The organism is Providencia sp. PROV119 (assembly GCF_028482435.1).
GTDB lineage: Bacteria > Pseudomonadota > Gammaproteobacteria > Enterobacterales > Enterobacteriaceae > Providencia > Providencia stuartii.
Window position 1 is genome coordinate 139131 of the sequence record NZ_JAMPQL010000014.1, and the last position, 19421, is coordinate 158551.

Annotated in this window: 16 protein-coding genes; 2 read left to right on the forward strand and 14 right to left on the reverse strand. The window is 37.3% G+C overall.

What is annotated here, in order from left to right; translation table 11 throughout:
• Positions 1–16: 16 nt before the first annotated feature.
• The 9 genes from PSF11_RS13530 to PSF11_RS13570 form a co-directional block, all read right to left on the reverse strand.
• The gene (locus PSF11_RS13530) at positions 17–1069 is read right to left on the reverse strand and encodes an isoaspartyl peptidase/L-asparaginase family protein (protein ID WP_004925938.1); all 1053 of its coding nucleotides are present in this window, start codon (positions 1067–1069) and stop codon (positions 17–19) included.
• Positions 1070–1144: 75 nt separating this feature from the next.
• Positions 1145–1912, reverse strand: a complete 768-nt coding sequence (locus PSF11_RS13535; RefSeq protein ID WP_004926106.1) for a fimbrial biogenesis chaperone — start codon at positions 1910–1912, stop codon at positions 1145–1147.
• A gap of 34 nt (positions 1913–1946) precedes the next feature.
• The gene (locus PSF11_RS13540; RefSeq protein ID WP_014656925.1) at positions 1947–3209 is read right to left on the reverse strand and encodes a hypothetical protein; all 1263 of its coding nucleotides are present in this window, start codon (positions 3207–3209) and stop codon (positions 1947–1949) included.
• Positions 3210–3329: 120 nt separating this feature from the next.
• On the reverse strand, positions 3330–5870 hold the full coding sequence (locus tag PSF11_RS13545; RefSeq protein ID WP_072502575.1) for a fimbria/pilus outer membrane usher protein: 2541 nt from the start codon (positions 5868–5870) through the stop codon (positions 3330–3332).
• A 95-nt stretch (positions 5871–5965) separates the two neighbouring features.
• Entirely contained in the window at positions 5966–6670 is a 705-nt protein-coding gene (locus PSF11_RS13550) for a fimbrial biogenesis chaperone (RefSeq protein ID WP_072502576.1), read from the reverse strand.
• A gap of 17 nt (positions 6671–6687) precedes the next feature.
• Positions 6688–7263, reverse strand: a complete 576-nt coding sequence (locus tag PSF11_RS13555; protein ID WP_072502577.1) for a fimbrial protein — start codon at positions 7261–7263, stop codon at positions 6688–6690.
• Positions 7264–7278: 15 nt separating this feature from the next.
• Positions 7279–7851, reverse strand: a complete 573-nt coding sequence (locus PSF11_RS13560) for a fimbrial protein (protein WP_041705099.1) — start codon at positions 7849–7851, stop codon at positions 7279–7281.
• Entirely contained in the window at positions 7832–8578 is a 747-nt protein-coding gene (locus PSF11_RS13565) for a fimbrial biogenesis chaperone (RefSeq protein WP_004925930.1), read from the reverse strand. The genes PSF11_RS13560 and PSF11_RS13565 overlap by 20 nt, the downstream gene beginning before the upstream one ends.
• 80 nt (positions 8579–8658) lie before the next feature.
• Positions 8659–9216: a fimbrial protein gene (locus PSF11_RS13570; RefSeq protein WP_014656930.1), complete on the reverse strand. Its 558-nt coding sequence runs from the start codon at positions 9214–9216 to the stop codon at positions 8659–8661.
• Between the two features lie 2137 nt (positions 9217–11353).
• Here PSF11_RS13570 and zur point away from each other — a divergent pair.
• Positions 11354–11869, forward strand: coding sequence for a zinc uptake transcriptional repressor Zur (gene zur, locus PSF11_RS13575; protein ID WP_004925923.1), 516 nt, complete (start codon positions 11354–11356; stop codon positions 11867–11869).
• Positions 11870–12035: 166 nt separating this feature from the next.
• Here the strand turns inward: zur and lexA are convergent, their stop codons facing one another.
• A complete protein-coding gene (gene lexA / locus PSF11_RS13580; protein WP_004925920.1) occupies positions 12036–12659 on the reverse strand; it encodes a transcriptional repressor LexA in 624 nt (207 codons plus the stop codon).
• 136 nt (positions 12660–12795) lie between these two features.
• Positions 12796–13170, reverse strand: coding sequence for a diacylglycerol kinase (locus tag PSF11_RS13585; protein WP_004925918.1), 375 nt, complete (start codon positions 13168–13170; stop codon positions 12796–12798).
• A 126-nt stretch (positions 13171–13296) separates the two neighbouring features.
• On the opposite strand from PSF11_RS13585, the gene plsB reads away from it, so the two are divergent.
• Positions 13297–15765, forward strand: a complete 2469-nt coding sequence (plsB, locus tag PSF11_RS13590; RefSeq protein WP_014656931.1) for a glycerol-3-phosphate 1-O-acyltransferase PlsB — start codon at positions 13297–13299, stop codon at positions 15763–15765.
• 143 nt (positions 15766–15908) lie between these two features.
• On the opposite strand, the gene ubiA is transcribed toward plsB, so the two are convergent.
• The 3 genes from ubiA to pgi all read right to left on the reverse strand — a co-directional run bounded on the left by ubiA (position 15909) and on the right by pgi (position 19209).
• The gene (gene ubiA, locus PSF11_RS13595) at positions 15909–16763 is read right to left on the reverse strand and encodes a 4-hydroxybenzoate octaprenyltransferase (protein ID WP_169342289.1); all 855 of its coding nucleotides are present in this window, start codon (positions 16761–16763) and stop codon (positions 15909–15911) included.
• Positions 16764–16796: 33 nt separating this feature from the next.
• Positions 16797–17303 (reverse strand): chorismate lyase, encoded by a 507-nt coding sequence (gene ubiC / locus PSF11_RS13600; RefSeq protein ID WP_004925912.1) that lies wholly within the window; start codon positions 17301–17303, stop codon positions 16797–16799.
• Positions 17304–17562: 259 nt separating this feature from the next.
• Positions 17563–19209, reverse strand: a complete 1647-nt coding sequence (gene pgi / locus PSF11_RS13605; RefSeq protein WP_040132715.1) for a glucose-6-phosphate isomerase — start codon at positions 19207–19209, stop codon at positions 17563–17565.
• Positions 19210–19421: the final 212 nt, after the last annotated feature.

Below are 19421 nucleotides of genomic sequence, written 5' to 3' on the forward strand. Positions count from 1 at the left end.
TCAAAAGGGTTAATAACTAAGGCCCAAATATGGCTACTTGTGGAATGCCATCCTGACCGATCGTTCCACGAAACATTCCCTTCGTATTGAATTGCATAACAAAATTACCTTTGCTATCTATCGCAATAATACCACCCGTACCACCCATATTTTTCACAGAGTTTAAAGTATTCATCACCGCTTCTGCTAACGGTGTATTACTGTATTTTATTTGTGCCACAACATCATAAGCGGCCACTCCACGAATAAAAACTTCACCTAACCCCGTGGTAGAAATTGCAACTGTATTATTATCAGCATATGTTCCTGCCCCAATAATAGGCGAATCCCCAATACGACCGTAATGCTTATTGGTGCTGCCACCTGTAGAGGTTGCCGCAGCAACATTTCCACGGCTATCTACAGCTACTGCACCTACCGTGCCATATTTATAATCATAAAGCAGAGGATCTTCAAATAAGGCAGCATTTAGCCCTTTTTCTTGATCAATTTTATGGCTAATTTCTTTGACTTTTTTTAGCTGTTCAAGTCTAGATTCAATAATAAAATAAGAAGGATCAACGAGTTCCAACCCCTCAGCTTTTGCAAATTGTTCTGCACCGGTACCACCCATCATAACATAAGGGCTTTTGGTCATAACTTTATAAGCCGCTATAATTGGATTTTTAATGTTAGAAACCCCAACGACGGCCCCCGCGGTATGGTCACGTCCATCCATAATGGAAGCATCCAGTTCTACTTTATTATCCGTAGTTAAAGATGCGCCTTTACCCGCGTTATATAATGGAGAATCCTCCATGATGATCACAGCGGCCTGTACAGCCTCAATACTGTCTCCACCTTTTGATAAAATTTCATACCCTGCTTGCAAAGCTTCTTTCAACTTTAATTCATGTTCTTTCTGTAATTGAGGTATAAGTGATTTTTCTGTTATATCACCAGCTCCTCCATGAATTAACAACCTAAAATTATTATTTTGTTGAGACATTGCAAAAGAAAATGGGAATAATAAAATAAAAAAACTCAGAAAAAGCGCTAGTATTTTATGTATATAGAATATTTTTTTCATTCGAAAACCGTGTAAACTAATTACCAAATATTACTCTTTCTGAGTTTTAGACCGGAAATAACTAAGATGAGTCGTTTATAACGTTGTTGTACGCTGTTCTAAAGGCATAGAAAACTCGTCCAGCACTCTCCAAGTTACTTTCGCGCCACTAGGAACAGATTTATTTTTCAGTTTAAACCTTTGCTCTCCTTTAGGAATCAATGGTTTAAATGTTTCATTTCTATCAATCTCAATAGAATTCACTGAAATATCTTCGAAAGTCATATATATAGGTGAATTATTTGTAACAATAAGTTCATTATTCTCCACCCTAAATTGTAATTTATCCAACTCTTCTTTAATTCTATAATATTCAAGCTGTTTTGGTCGGTAATATACTTTAAAATTCATCACGCGTACTACTGATAACTCAGAATTATGCTCGACATTATCACCCTCCTTTGGTACTTCAGAGGTTGGTATTGCTCTAAATTTAGCGATATATACAGACTCTCTGTCTTTGGGCATTTTTGACACATCACCAGCAAAGATAACTCGCCAATAATAGCGAGTTTTACCCTCTAATTTGTGTAATGGTGGCGTAATAATGAAAGGGATTTCTTCAGTATTACTATTCAATAAAGTAATGCCCGTATTAGTATCTAATGCTTCCATAGAGCCTTGGATCAGATAAGGGAGACTCTCTTTATTCCGTAAAGAAATAGAGATACTTTTATTACCTTCAACATAAGTACTCCGTATTAACTGAAAGCTAATACTATCCGGAATGTTACTATATGCAGATGTCATCGACAAAAAGAATAGAGCACCTAAAATAAATATTATCTTGCCTAGCTGTCTCATATTACTCTCTTAAACTATTAATGCTTAATATTGATCAAACCTTAGTATACACTAGCAATTCAACTCTTCCTTTATACTTACCAGGTTTTACATCACGATTCTTACACATTAACCAACGTATGTTTAAGTTATCATTTTCAGCTTGCGCATTTTTGTTTAGTGGAATATCTGAATTATCAAACTTAATTAAATTTGATTGATTCGTTGCGTCGCAACTCAGCGCAGGGATATTACCACCATCAAAATATGGTGCCCCTATAACCCAAGGTTTTACTGTACTCTTCTCACCTGAATCAATTTGTTCTAATTCCAGCTTCGTTAAATTGTCACCTTTGGCTTCACCCATTCTCGGAATTGCAGACATATATAACGGATTCCCTTGCCCGCTACAGTTAAATGTTAACCGCGATTCTAGTGGGATTGAATCAGCACGGCCAAAAGTTTCGTGGAATACAGTACCACTTGCTGCACTTATACGACAAACTCGGGCTATTTTAACATTGGTAATAAAGCGAACCTTTATCTCCCCATCAGCTCTAAAACCTTTATGTCCTCCTAAGCTTACAAGTCTAAAGGCACTATTATCCATTATAAAGTCACCAGGAACCGCTTTTCCATTTAAATAGACTTCTAAAGGCTTAGCAATAGAAAACTGAACATGTTTGGTTCCACCATAGCCTATAGTTATTTTACCTGGTGGAATATAACATAAATTTAAACCTTGGGTTTTTTTTGGATCAATAGACTTAAGATTTGCTATCGGTTCACCAAGAACACCCGAATATGATGTCTTTAACCCTTGAGTGCCGTTAGGTAAGTTTAAATTGATATCAACTTTAAAGCTAGGAACAACCCACGCGAATAAACCAGAAGCGTCTGTGTGTTTCATTTTAAAAGCAAATTTTTTACCCTGACCTAATACCGTATGTTCTGATGCATTAAAGGTCTCTGCTCTGCAACGACCTGAATAGTCAGAGATACCGACTATTGCGAACTCATCATCCCATTCTCTATTGTTAAGCGTTGAAGTGGTGTTCGGGTAATATTCAGGACGTTGAGTATAAATACCATACTCTGGAGGCCCCATCGTAATCGATGTCGCCCCCATCATCCTTGCATCAAGCAGATGAGGTGTCCCCTCAGGAACCTCATCATCTAGGTCAATCATACCATAGAGCTGTACAATCATTTGACCTGCCTGCATTGGACCTTCAGCATGCGCATTAGAAAAAAGCATCCCTATCGACATAGCTGATAAAGAAATCGCTTTCAAACATTTAGAAATACTTTTACTCATAACTGAACCTACCTTAACAAATATACAGTCAATCATTTATAATGCGCTAATTCATCTCATGTTCATTTTGAACGCTATCAATAAAATAAATGATTTGCTTTTTAGTGTATTAATAACAAGCTAGCGGCATTCTGCAGCAAGAGTACGAACAGGCTGCGTACTTGTTGTGATAACTTTATCTAGGCCGGTGAATTTCAATACACAATGTTGTTCTTGACCACTTCCCCAGCTAATATTTAATGTACCTGAATTAGGTAATCCACTCATAAATAGCTTATTATTATCACCTACAATACCTGTATTTTCTTCTACCACGTTACTTTCTACTAATGTAGCGATGGCTCCAAAAGGTACTGCACTTCCATTTGCCATACGTATATTAAAGAGCACCTGATAACCCACTTTTGTATCGAATTTAGCCTTAACAAAAGCCCCTGCCGATGGATAAATAGTCTTGGTTGTCTCCTTCAGCATGACATCATCAGGTAAAGTATTCACATCTAGGGTCACAATATTAGAGCTATAAGGTGTTGCATATGGATATAACGCATAACCTTGCCCGTTAACAACGGTATTTTGGTTATTCGTTTTTGTTCCTTTTGCTTCTGGAGCCTCAATAATAATACCACTATCACCAATTGTACGGCTAAACAGCACTCCGCCTTCGTGTAATAACATTCCACCGGACAAGCTACCATTCACAGACTGGTTATTTTTTGAGTAATTATAACCCGCAGATATGCCAAAATTAGGCGCAGAGTAACTAGAGCTTAGCGTACCGCTTCCACCAACTCCTTTATTTCCATATGCTTGAGAAATTCCATAAGAGAAACTACCATCTCTGGAAGTACCACTGATCCCTACCTGTTGGTTAATATAACCATCATTATCTTGACTGTAAGAATATGTACTATACATATTCTCTATTAATTCATTATTAGAGAATATACTAAATGGAATATCTACGTTGATAGATATTTGTCTGTTCTCAGGCCAACTTTCTTTATCTTTAATACGGTCAATGCTGTAGTTTACTGAGTAGTTAACTTTTTTAAATGAACCATTATATCCTATGGATAATTGTTTCACTTTCCTATCTATTTCCCAATAGTCATAAATACTACCGGAGATATAAACACTTCCGTACTCCCCTAACGACTGTCTTAGTGCCGTCGTGAAGCTACTACGTTGACGTTGATTTAACCACGGTGCCACATTATCTTTTAGCTTATGGTCATAGTTATTAAAATCAGCAAAACTAAAATACGAACGAGTTGAATAACGTAAAGCTGTCAAGTCAACAGATGTCCCTGTCGATGCCATACTTTTTGAATATCTTATTCTGAATGACTGCCCTGAACGATCACCAAGATTACCATCCATATTTGCTGTCGCATGGGTGATATCTGCAGATAACGCCCCAAATGTTCCCAAAGATATTCCAAGACCTGCCGCAGCAGAAAAATAGTCTTTAGCCATCAATAGCCCACCGTATAGTGTGCTATTTGTAGGTAATCCGTAAATAAATGACCCTAAAAAGAAATCAGATTCTCTAGAGGTTTTGGTATATCCACCATCATAACGACCTACAACGGCCTCATATTTATAACCATCAGGACGAAGCATCACAGGTAAAGATGAGAAGGCAACTGTTGATGTTTTCTCAGTACCATTCTCCTCTTTAATGGTGACATCTAAGTCACCCGCGTTTCCTGTAGCGTAAATATCTTTGATGACAAACGGACCAGGGGAAACATAAGTTTGATAAACAATATAACCATTCTGGCGGATAGTGACCATTGCATTTGACTGCGCGATACCTCTAACTTCAGGTGCAAAACCTCTCATACTACTAGGTAACATTTGCTCATCAGATGCAATTTTCATCCCTTTCAATGGAACGGCATCAAAAACATCACTTCCTGAGCTGATTTCCCCGACAGAAAAAGTGGATTTGATAGAATGTAGTGCACGCATAACATAAGTGTTAGAGAAACTCGTTTGGTCTTTTTCTCCCTTAGACTTACTATATGCTAAATTTGATCTTAACCTCCAAGGTCCTGCATTTAACCCTGCACGGATGTTCGCAAACATATTTTCATTTTTAATTATTTCATTTGCGTCATTTCTGCTTTTGTTACCACTGACAAAATAATTAAAAAATAATGCAGGAACACCATCATCTAATAAGCTAGGATCGATATAACCTTGTACCTTGTTATCCATAGCTATTTGAGGAATAGTTAACGTTAATCTTAGGTTTTGGATGTTAGGTGTCACCGTAGCATCTGGAATATATTTAGAAAGGTCTAAAATAGAGGTATCCGGATTAACGCCATTGAAACTCGGTAAAGTTTTAGTAGCCACGCCCCAGTCCTCCAAAAGTTTTGGAGTAAACTCGGGAACAACCTCACCTTGAGGGTTTAATTTAAAATTAACTTTTTTACTACCCAGAATATTACGGTTTACTTCAACAGTGATCAAATACTCACCAGGAGGCACACTATTTGTTGCAGTAAATTTAGATAAGTCAATCTGAGATGCGTCAACCCCCAACTGACTTTCTAACATTGTTGGATCAAAATAATCGTCACCATAGGAATATAGAGACAAAAAAATTAGTGACGATAACATACTTATTTTGAATAATTTCATTTCCATTTCACTGACCTTTATTTGCCTTTATATTCCCAAAGTTAATCGTTAATAATTTAGAAACTCTTAGATATATAAAGCTAAAGCACCTTTAAAATTTATTAATTATCAACAGATCCGTATTTATAGTGATATACATCAGTAGCAGAACCATAATCGTTCATAAAACGCCATCCACCGCTCATTTTCTCGCCATTAAATTTTATTTTATCTAAAACATATTTATTGAAGGGTGGAATTAGTATTGTTTCTTTTAACTCATTACCATTGTAAGTAAAATCGACAATAGTCATATTAAATGGAGTAGGATTATCAATAACCCATTTACCATTATTTTTATTGATAGTAATTTTTTCATAATCCGAGGTTTTAGGGGCGGATATACCTTCCGGCCGATAAAAAGCCTTGATAACAATCGCCGTTACAAATACAACACTCAGCTTATTTTCTTGTTCATTATTTTTTGATGTTGGCGGTATAGCTCTTGCCTTAAAGTAAAAGAGCGACTCTCTATCTTTAGGTAGATTAGAGTAGTCATTGGGTCTAATTCTTACTGAGTATCCACTATTAGCTTCGACTCTAAATAAAGGAGGTAAAACAATAAAATTATTATTCTGAGATTTTTTATCCTCACCCAACATTGTTGTTTGAACAATGAGTGGATAATTCGAGTCATTTATAAGTTGAATATCTTGACTCACATCCTTATGTGAAAAAATAATTCTACTTTTATTTAGAGATATTCCATTCGCGAATACGCTGGATGTCATCAGTAATGCTATCAAGAACAGTATTTTTTTAAACATTAGAAAAACCAATTTAGTTAGTCAACCATATAAGTTAACGTGAACGTTGACTTGAATTGACCAATGTTTGCGTCAGATGCACAGTCTTTAACCCCATTCTTGCACATTAAATAGGCATAAAACTGTTTTTCCATGACATTTTCTTGAATATTGGTCCAAATTTTGTTTTTATTTTTATCAAAAAAGACATCATCAGCTTGCGTAGCTGTTTCTTTATCACTGATTCTTATAGCAAAAGTTCTCTCACCAGGATCATCTAAGAATCCATTATTTTCAACAACATAGTTACCATCTAAAGTAATATAATTATTAGCAAAGTCATTATTTTTACACTCCGCTAATTTAATCGAAAAAGGTAATTTAACTTTTCCCTCAGCGGAATCAGACTTTAATCTTGCCAAAGCGATTGAACCAAAATCAATGACATTCTGTGAAGTACCTTCAATAAGGATATCACATGTATTTTTAGGTACAGTCACATTAAATTCTATGTCTACCCCTTCTTTATCCTTTGCATTTGCATTTGCATTTCCAAATAACATACACACGCCTAAAGTAACCGCAAATATAAGATTATTTCTCTTAAAATTCATTATAATAATTCCTTATTATGGTTGCTCTAACGTAATATCTATAGAGGAAAGCAACTCTCCAGGTTTTAAAGAACTTTCACCATCTAATTTAACCACACTAACTTCGAATAAATTTTCTGCTTTACCATTCCCTTTTATAGTAAAAGGTACATGTTCTGATTTTGAAAGTTCAACTATTTTGCAACTGGACTCATCGTCTTTACAAGACCATAATACAAACGCTGCATTTGTTATATTATTAGTAGGATAGATTTTATTCATGCTATTAACTTCAGTACCACTGCCCGAAGTTATTTTCATCAGATATGGTACACCCGCATTTCCATTAGAAAAATCAAAGCTATCACATTCATAACCAAATAAAAATTGCTTCACATGCGTTTTATCTGTAACAGCTTCTTTTATTGTATTGGTCTGTATCGGTAAATTAAAAGTAACATCTAATGTAGGAGAGACAACTTTACAAGAGCCTTTAATGATATTACCTTTAACTTCAAATTTAACTGCATTTGCAACACTATTAAAACCTAATAAAAACGGTAACGTTAGGCAACCAAGTTTGATGTATTTAAAGTATTTGGCCATCATATTTCTCCTCGCCACCTAGATCATTAATTACAACCCATGTAGCTTGCTTATTATTCAAACCTCCACCGACTGTATAGCTATAAGAACTATATGGCGCAATCATGGTATTCTTTTTCTGTAGGCTTAAACTGACCTTTTTTCCACCAACCACTAATCTATTTAGATTTATGTAGTAAGGAGAGTTATTTTCAACTACTACACCTGATGGAGAGGATTTAATCACTAACTTCTTATATGCATCTTCTATTGATATAGGTAAATTATTAGGACGATAGAATAATTTTATAATATTATTATAGCCAATATTGATACCCGCACCTGTTGCTGGTCCATTAGTTGAGGGGATCATAGTGCCTGTAAAGTAAAAAACTGTTTCTCTATCTACTGGTAGGCTATGAGGCTGTATAAATATTCTAATATCTTGGCTTTTTTTACTATCAACTTTAACTAAAGGTGGATAAATTGCGAAAGGAACATTTTTACCACCGTTCTCTTGGGTTATAGCAAATTTAGCAAGATAGTTAATACTCGTATTATTTCTTGCACTAATAGAAATGCTTTCCTCTCCTTGAGAATAGACTAATCTTGTAGCATTTAACCCTACTCCACCATTCGCAAATGACTGCGCGGAAATAAATGGTAAAATAAAAACAAACAGTAAAATTAACAATCGCAGATTATCTATCGAAAAATTCAAATTTCTTTGTTTTAGTTTTATTGTTTGCATTATCTAAACCTACATTTTCCATCTTCAATAATAAGAGGCTGTAAATAGCCTCTTATGCCATTATCTAAACTTTATCAGTATTAGTTATAAGATACAGAGAAAGTAACTGGTACGTTTAATGTATCAGGAGCAACACCTACTTGAGTCAGTAAAAGTTTAGCCAATACAGGAATTGTAGTGCTACCGTTAACATCTACAGCGTTAGAGAATTTCAGCTCTGTGTCTACGTTTGGTTTGATATCTTTACCACCTGAAGATAATGCAACTGCTAAAGATTTAGCACCTGTGTTTGCAAAATACTCTGGGAATAGTGGAGATTCTTTACCTTCTGCATGAACGAAAATAGCTGCATCTTCTGCTGCTGCTTTAGAACAGTTAGTCAGGATCAGGTTGAAGTTTTTATCTGAACCTAATTGGTCTTTAACATTCTTACCATTAGTTTGGTCAAGAGTAAAAGTACCCCAATCAATTACAGAACCTTCCGCAGTTGAAGCTACATCACAAGAAGCCGCACGTAATTGAGCTTTGAAACGTACTTCAGTGCTTTTTTTACCTACTTCATCAGCAGCTAATGCTGAACCAGCTACCATTGAACTTGCTAATACTGCGATTGTTACTAGTTTCTTGTTGAATAACATTTTAAATACCTCTGTATTTATAACATGTAGTAGTGAAAGACATTGTTATTTAATGTTCAAATTTAAATTCGTTACATCCTTGTAAATCCAGTCCTAAAATTTTGAATATAAACTTGAATAATCAGCATTAGCCTATTTAGCTAACACCATTAGGGTTAAAAAAATCCTTTTAATCCCCTTTTTAAAGGCAAGTCAAAAAAATTGACTCTAAAAAAGGCACTACCCTTTCTACTTACATACTCAAAAACACATATTAAGTAGTCGTATTTTTACGGTTCTAGTGACTCTTGAATTTAACTTATTGTTAGCTTTCAGCTATCCAGTAATAGACTCCTGAGCACCGCCTATAGTAAAAAATAAAAATACTATTCCTATAAAGGAAAGTGACGGCCAATATAGAAATAGCTATATGGATAAAATTTTCAACCTAGTTAATTAGTCATTTCATTAACTATTAACTAGACAAAGATAATAGCCAACATCAGGAACATATTTAATGTTAGGAGTTTTCTTATATTTGGAAGATATCAAAATCTTTATCTAATCGCGTTTTCTCTAAAAGCAAAACGTAGTAGCATAATTATCTTTTTCAATATGAAGAATATTTCCAAACATCCTCATCAACTGGTTCCAATATTACCGCAACAATATCTTTTGTCAAAAACACAACAAAAAAGCACTACAAACAAAATATAATATTTACAAACACCAAGACAAAAGAATAAACAACCACAAAAGCTAAAAAATCATATTTTTAGCCATCAAAATTGGATTAATTTATATTTATAAAAGGCAAATAATTTATAAAAATTTACATTTGTATCCATTTGTTTGAAATAATTTCATTACATATAAAACTATAAACAAGGAATATACTGAAATAAAATTCTATATTTTATAATCTAACAATACTTAACACCAACTTACACACAAAAGAAGATAATTAAATCTATGTGGCTGAATTGTTGTAAGATAAGTCTTAATTGACATTCACCCCAAATGTAACAGTTCTTTACTTTTCATGTCATCCGCTTTGAGTGTAATGATTACCCTTTGGTTTTATTTAGAATTTCACCAAGTGGCTATTTTTTAATTAAACTTACGGCATTACTTTACTTAGATACAAAGATGTATCTCCACTCAAGAGAATAATTTTTCAATAGCAATGTTCTATCTCTAATCGTTACCTTTAAAAAACCATGATAATCCTAAACATATCAACGCTGTTCTCCTATATAGATAGGGGAAACATGCCTCATATGCAGTCGCTTAGCAGTGAACGATGATATTCTTTTATCTAAGGGTGAAGTGAGAGAATATAAAGATATTCATCTATAAAGAAGAGATAGAAGTATTTCAAAGACTTCTCGCGGTATGAGTTTATAACTAGAAAAATAAAGTGATATGAAACTCAAGATTTATTTTTGATTATGTGGGTCACGGGCAGTGAAACAATATTCGCTAAATAAATACATTAGAATATATAACTAAGTAAATACTACTCTATTTATGCCTCTACTAATTTTTTATTACAAATTAATTATCCACTAATGAAGTTTATTGATATTGCAGACGATCTTTTAACTATTCATAAAAAGACACTCCCCATAATAGCCTAGTGATTGTTGCTTCTATTGACGAAAAAATACTTACAAAGTACCTTAAGTCACAAATTATCGCTTTATTTTAATTAAATAAGATATCTTAAATAGAATATTTAACCACTATTGAGATACAAAAAACAAAATGCATAATTTTAAATTTTACACCTTAATTTTATAAGGTTAATGACCGTAGACGGTTATAGCATCCCAAAATCGGCAGTTTTGTGCCGTTTACCGATAAACATCGGTCTAACAGAAAAGCCTAGCCTAAAGCCTTACAATTACTGACAGTTAAGAAAAGCGCCCAAACTGTGTTATGACAATTAACCTCAAGCGATACATTTAAAATGTAATATGACTCTATTTTTGTCCGATATTGCGGATTAAAATTTTCATTCTTGTTTTTGATAAATAACTATTTTTCTCTATGTTAGCCCTTTTGCTCTCTTCTTATTTCCATCTCTATCTGCAATGAAGTTATGGTAAACTTGTTTACAACAGCAATTTTCAGTTTTGATGTAAGGTCAATTACCATGAAAAAAATGAGTGAAGATAAACTGCTAGTGATGGCCGAAAAAATTTGCCAATCAAGAGGCGTTCGGCTCACACCGCAAAGAGAAACTGTTTTACGCCTGATTGCACAGCAACATGGCGCAATCAGTGCTTATGACTTATTAGATTTATTAAGAGAGGTAGAGCCTCAAGCAAAACCACCAACGATTTATAGAGGCTTAGAGTTCTTAATAGAGCAAGGGTTTATTCATAAAATAGAATCAACAAATAGTTATGTCATCTGTCACCATTTCGATAACCCGAGTCATATCTCAGTAATGTTGATTTGTGATCATTGCGGAAGTGTCACAGAGAGTGATTGCACAACAATTGAAACAGCAATTATGTCTCTTGCAAACAGCCACCAATTTCACCTGAGACACACTGTGGTAGAAAATCATGGATTATGTCATGAATGTTACGAACTCAGCACTTGCCAGGATCATGAACATTGTGAACACAACCATGAGCAACCGGTTATCACAAAGAAGAAATAAGAAGTGGCGTAGAATTACTGCTGATAGTAGGTACTTGCTGAGGGAGCACTTAAATAGAGTGGCAGACTTTTTATCTAATTTAATAACCTAATGACAAACCTAGGTTGATATTAGAAAACAGTAAAATCTGCCAGCAATATTTTGAAGGGTGGTTATAAGACCAATATTAACACCAATCACCATTGCGAATCACACCTACCGCTAATCCTTCAATAGTGAAATTTTGTTGACGTAAATCGACAATAATAGGTGCAAACTCTGGGTTTTCGGCGATTAACTCAACGCGGTTACCTTGTTGCTTAAAGCGTTTTACCGTAACCTCATCTTCAATACGCGCCACAACCACTTGCCCATTACGGACATCTTGTGTTTTATGAACAGCTAACAGGTCACCATCCATAATCCCGATATCTTTCATCGACATCCCATTAACACGCAATAAAAAGTCAGCATGTGGTTTGAATAGCTCAGGATCAACCTGATAATGACTTTCAATATGCTCTTGCGCTAATAAAGGTTCGCCGGCAGCGACACGCCCAATTAAAGGTAGCCCCTGAATTTCAGGATCATTTTCTTCTTCAAGCAGTAAACGGATACCACGAGAAGCCCCTGAAACAATCTCTATCACCCCTTTACGAGCTAAGGCCTTAAGATGCTCTTCTGCCGCATTAGGCGAACGAAAACCAAGGCTTGCTGCTATTTCAGCACGTGTAGGTGGCATACCCGTCTGAGAAATGTGATCGCGCACCAGATCATAAACTTGCTGTTGTCTAGCGGTCAGTGCTTTCATTTCGTTCCCCTGTTTGTTTATACAGTCAGACTGTGAGTATATACAGGTAAATGAAGATTTGAAACACTTAAATCACTCGAATGCCATATTTGCCAGTAATCTCACCGATAATCGCTCTGTTTTCGATAATTTCTGACTAGCCAACGAAATAATGCTGCCACAATATCGTCGCCCAAATAACTAAAGCTAACCCAATCGTGATAAACACAGCCGCTGAGCCAATATCTTTCGCTCGTCCAGACAACTCATGATATTCACTTCCTACACGATCCACGACCGCCTCTATTGCACTGTTAATTAATTCTACGATAGCGACCAGTACAACAGAGCTAATCAATAATAATCGGTCGATATAGCTAACATCCAGCCATAACGCGATAATGACAGCAAGTATTGCCGCAACGGATTCTTGCCGAAATGCAGCCTCATTGACCCAAGCTGCTTTCAACCCTTTAAGGGAGTAACCCGCAGCCTTAATTACACGCGTAAATCCCTTAGTTTGGTTTGCCATATTTATTCCTCAAAATTACAAAACAATAATCATTTTTTGCGGTCAAAGTTAATTGTCAGTAACAGATTTGCCAGTTGATTTCTGGTATGCTTGCGAAGCATTGTTAACAAGAGGCTATAATCATTTATGTCACTATGGCGTAAAATATATTACAACACGTTGAATTTACCACTTAAATTACTGGTAAAGAGCAAACTCGTTCCAACGGACCCTATTTCAGAACTTGAATTGGACACCAGTCGGCCCACATTATATGTGCTGCCATATCATTCTAAATCTGACCTTTTAACATTACGTCACCAATGCTTATCTATCGGCCTACCTGATCCTTTGGTCGATAATGACATTAATGGCACTAAATTACCGGCTTACGTCTTTATTGATGATGGCCCTAGAGTATTTCGTTATTATTCTCCTAATCCACGTAAAGAATCGGTGAAGGTATTCCATGCCTACTTAGATTTGCATCGTAGTAATCCGAATCTTGATATCCAAATGCTACCGGCTTCTGTCATGTTCGGTCGCTCTCCTGGGCGTGAAGGGCATACACCGGCGCCGCCATTGCGTTTACTTAACGGTATTCAAAAGTTCTTTGCCATAATCTGGCTTGGACGAGATAGCTTTGTTCGCTTTTCCCCTCCAGTGTCGATGGGCTTGATGGCGCAAGAACATGGCACAGATACTATTATTGCGAATAAACTTGCACGGGTCGCGCGTATTCACTATTCACGCCAACGCCTTGCTGCTGTTGGCCCTAAATTGCCTGTTCGCCAAGAGCTATTCAATAAGCTGCTAACCTCAAAAGCCATTGAAAAGGCGGTTGAAGACGAAGCCCGTAGCAAAAAAATTCCACTGAAGAAAGCTCAGCAAAATGCCGTCAATATGATGGAAGAAATTGCCGCTAACTTCTCTTATGAAGCGATACGTCTTACTGACCGAGTGTTAAGTTGGACTTGGAACCGCTTATATCAAGGGATCAACGTTCAGCATGCCGAGCGGGTTCGCCAATTGGCGCAAGATGGTCATGAAATCGTTTATGTGCCTTCTCATCGCAGCCACATGGATTACTTGCTGCTGTCATACGTTTTATATCATCAAGGCTTAGTTCCTCCTCATATCGCGGCAGGTATCAACTTGAATTTCTGGCCTGCGGGGCCTATTTTCCGTCACCTCGGCGCTTTCTTTATTCGTCGAACCTTTAAAGGTAATAAACTCTATTCAACCGTATTCCGTGAGTACCTCAGTGAATTATTTGCGCGGGGTTACTCTATTGAATATTTTGTTGAAGGTGGTCGCTCCCGTACAGGCCGTTTACTTCAGCCAAAAACAGGTACCTTGTCGATGACGCTACAAGCGATGCTACGTGGCGACTCTCGTCCTATTACGATCGTGCCCGTTTATATTGGCTATGAAAATGTTCTGGAAGTGGGAACCTATGCCAAAGAGCTACGAGGTGCTGAAAAAGAGAAAGAAGGCTTCTTTTCGATGGTTCGCGGCCTACGTAAATTACGTAACTTAGGCCAAGGCTATGTGAATTTTGGTCAGCCTATTTCACTCTCTCAATATCTCACAAAACGTGTACCTGATTGGCGCGACTCGATTGACCCTATCGAACCTCAGCGCCCGAGTTGGTTAAACCCAATCGTCAGTGGGCTAGCAGATCACATTATGGTCAATATTAATAATGCTGCGGCAGCTAACGCTATCAACCTGTGCTCAACGGCATTACTTGCGTCGCGCCAACGTTCATTAACGCGTGAACAACTTATTGAGCAAGTCGATTGTTACCTACAGTTATTGCGTAATGTTCCTTATACGGCTGATGCAACAACACCAAATAAAACAGCGGAGCAATTGTTAGAACATGCTTTGCAGATGGATAAGTTTGAAGTCGAAAAAGATAGTATGGGAGACATTATCATTCTTCCTCGTGAGAATGCCGTCCTCATGACTTATTATCGTAATAACATTCATCACTTATTGGTGTTGCCATCACTGATCTCGAGCATTGTGCTCCATCATGAAAGTATTAGCCGCCAAGATATCCACTATCAAGTAGGGCAAATTTATCCCTTCCTCAAAGCTGAACTGTTTATGCGTTTTGATAGTGGCTCTTTGGTTGACGTCGTTGATACCTTAATTGATGAGCTAAATAACCAGAAATTAGTGTGCTTAAAAGAAGACGATATTGTCATTCTTAATCCACGTCGTATACGCCCATTACAGTTGCTCGCAGCAGGTGTTCGCGAAACCTTACAGCGCTATGCGATTACGCTTTCTTTACTCAATGCGAGTCCAGAAATTAGCCGTAATACATTAGAAAAAGAGAGCCGCATGCTAGCTCAACGTCTTTCTGTGCTGCACGGTATTAACGCTCCTGAATTCTTCGATAAAGCGGTCTTTTCAATCTTAGTCGAAACGCTACGGGAAGAAGGCTACATTGATAATGATGAAAACGACATTTTCACGGCCAATGCGAAAAAACTCTATGCGGTTATTTCGCGTTTAATGTCGCCAGAAATTCGTTTGACTATCGAGAGCGTGAGTCAACCAGAGGAGCGCGCTACTGAGACAGAAAAATCAAAAGAAGACTAACTTTTAAGTCTAAAGAAACCAAAAGGGGGAATGCAATTCATGTTCCCCCTTATAAACAAAATCCCACGTTAAAAACGTAGGGTCGTCAGTACGTAAAAGGGGTAATGTGCTTCACATTACCCCTTTACTATTCCACAAATGGTTTACAAGTAACTTAAGAAAATCCCAATAAATAAGATCAATCCAACATAGTTATTATTTAAAAAGGCTTTAAAACACGGTGCTCGTTCCCTATCTACCATTAATTTTTGTTGGTAAATAAACAGCAATGCCGATAGTGATAGTGCGATATAGTACACCGCTCCTAAATCAGCCAATGAACCCACTAACACCAATAAAACAATCATCACGATCTGTAAAATACCAATAATCAGCTTGTCATATTGGCCAAACAGTATCGCTGTTGATTTAACGCCGATTTTTAAATCATCATTGCGGTCAACCATCGCATACTGGGTATCATAAATCACGGACCACAAGATATTGACCAAAAACAGTACCCAGCACACCAATGGTAACGATTCACTGACAGCAGAGAAGCCCATCGGGATAGACCAACCAAATGCGGCACCTAAAACAACTTGAGGTAAATGGCTGACTCGCTTAACAAAAGGATAAATCCACGCCAAAGCTAATCCGGCAACAGATAGCCAGATAGTCATTGAATTTAGCGTCAGTACCAATAAAAATGAGAGACCAACGAGGCTAGCGAATAAAATTTTTGCTTCTTTTTCTGTCACATCACCACTGGGTAATGGGCGGTGTTTCGTTCGCTCAACATGGCCATCAAAGTGGCGGTCTGCGAAATCGTTAATCACGCATCCGGCTGCACGCATCAAGAAAACGCCCGCCGTAAAGACAATAAGAATATGTAAACTCGGTATACTTTGAGCGGCAATCCACAACGCCCAATAGGTTGGCCATAACAATAATAGCGACCCTATCGGCCTATCAATACGCATCAAACGGCTGTAGGCATGCCATTTACTTAGCGCCATACTTCCCTCCATTTGTTGTGCTCCTTTTATTTTTTATCTTTTATATGCAGGTGATTCAGGTAAAAACAGTTCGGTTAATAATAAAGGTTTTTCAGATAATCTTAATAGAGAGCGGCGGATCCATCGCAAATTTTGCTGCCCTATATGAATATAATCACGGGAAAGATTATCATGGCTAAAGAGATAACGCCCTAACGGTACAGCACCGATATCAATAAGTTTCCGGTCTTCACCAGTCAATGTCTCCTGTGGAATTAACGTTCGTCCAAGTAACCATGGAATATTATCACCATACATAATGACTTCACGTAACCAATAATATTCACTGACAGGTAAACACGCCGCTTCTTCTTCGCTCAATGCCTCTTGAGTCACATAACGTTGCGTATAAGGAACAACCGTGACACGTTGGCAATGCTGCTCTAAGCGTTTTGTCATCGACCCTAGTTCATGTAGCCAATCTAAAACATTTTCAGGAACAAGGTCATCATCTTCTGATAGCCATGTTATCGGGTGAGAGATAAAAAGCGTTTCATCCATTACTCATCATTCCACCACTATACTGTGTGGTTTTGTATCATATTGGTTCTTAGCATGAAGGATATCACGTTGCCTTGCGATAAGGTTAAAGTTAGCTAACAAATTAGTTAAAAAATCACAAATCCCACATGAATTGTAAAATTTTCTTAAAATAATTTTTAACGCTAATGAGTCATACACACAAAATGATCAAGTAGAAATGATTAAATAGCGACAGCCTGCCATTATGGCAGGCTGTGAAAGGTAGCTATGACGCTTATCAACGCCAAGCTTTATAACGATTAATTAGTCCATTAGTTGAGCTATCATGGCTGCTGATTTCGTCTTTACTTTCTAACTCAGGCAAAATTCGGCTCGCCAATTGTTTCCCAAGCTCTACACCCCATTGGTCAAAGGTGAAAATATTCAGAATTGCCCCTTGCGTGAAGATCTTATGTTCATACATCGCAATGAGTGCACCTAATGAATAAGGTGTGATCTCTTTAAGCAAGATTGAGTTTGTTGGGCGGTTACCTTCAAACACTTTATAAGGAGCAACATACTCCATATCTGTAGGGTTTTTACCTTGAGCCGCAAATTCCGCATCAACAACTTCACGCGTCTTACCAAATGCCAACGCTTCCGTTTGAGCAAAGAAATTCGACAGTAATTTATCGTGATGATCACCGAGTGGATTATGCGTTACTGCTGGCGCAATAAAATCACAAGGGATCATTTTAGTTCCTTGATGGATCAATTGATAAAAGGCATGTTGGCCGTTCGTGCCCGGTTCACCCCAAATAATTGGCCCCGTTTGATAAGAAACTTTGTTGCCATTACGGTCAATATACTTACCATTTGACTCCATATTTCCTTGTTGGAAATAAGCGGCAAAACGGTGCATATATTGATCATATGGCAGAATCGCTTCAGTTTCCGACTCAAAAAAGTTGTTATACCAAATGCCAATTAAGCCAAGGAGAACAGGAATATTCTTTTCAAAAGCCGTTTGGGTAAAGTGCTTATCCATTGCATGAGCCCCTTCGAGGAGCTGAACAAAATTGTCATAACCCACAGACAAGATAATGGATAGGCCAATCGCTGACCATAATGAATAACGGCCACCAACCCAATCCCAAAACTCAAACATATTTGCCGTATCAATACCGAACTTCGCGACTTGCTCACTATTGGTTGACAGTGCCACGAAATGTTTTGCGATATGCTGTTCATCTTTCGCTTGTGCGAGCAACCAATCACGCGCTGAATGCGCATTCGTCATGGTTTCTTGCGTCGTGAAGGTTTTTGATGCGATTAAAAACAGAGTTGTTTCTGGATTTAAAACTTTCAACGTTTCCGCTATCTGCGTGCCATCAACGTTAGAAACAAAGTGCATATTTAAGTGATTTTTATAAGGGCGTAGCGCTTCGGTGACCATAAATGGACCAAGATCTGAGCCACCGATACCGATATTCACCACATCCGTGATAGCCTTGCCAGTATACCCTTTCCACTCGCCATTAATAATGCGCTCACTAAATTGATGCATCTTTTCTAAGACCGCGTTGACATCTGGCATCACATCTTTGCCATCAACATAAATCGGTGTATTGTCACGGTTACGTAGTGCGATATGCAATACAGCACGATCTTCGGTACGGTTAATTTTTTCACCACTGAACATACTATTCATTGCGCTTTTTAGCTGAGTCTCTTCAGCCAATGCGAATAACTTATCCAATGTTTCTTGAGTAATTCGGTTTTTGGAGTAGTCCACCAAAATTTGGTCGTCAAATGTCGCGGAAAATTTGGTAAAGCGATCATTGTCTTGTTTGAACAGGTCGCGCATATGGGTATCTTTCATTTGCGCAAAATGTTGCTCTAGCGCCCGCCATGCTGCCGTTTGGCTTGGATTAATACTATTCATGGATAACACTCTCCAAAATATTTGAAATAAAAATAATTGTAACTCGCCGAGTCATCTTGACCTATCACTTTCCTGCGTTCTTGCAATCCTTATGATATTGGGCAATTTTTTGCAATTTTTCCAGAGCTTATTACAGCCATCGGGAAAAGCGATAATAAATTAGTCATCATTAGAATTACTGATTTGCATCGATTCTTCATTGACGGCATCGG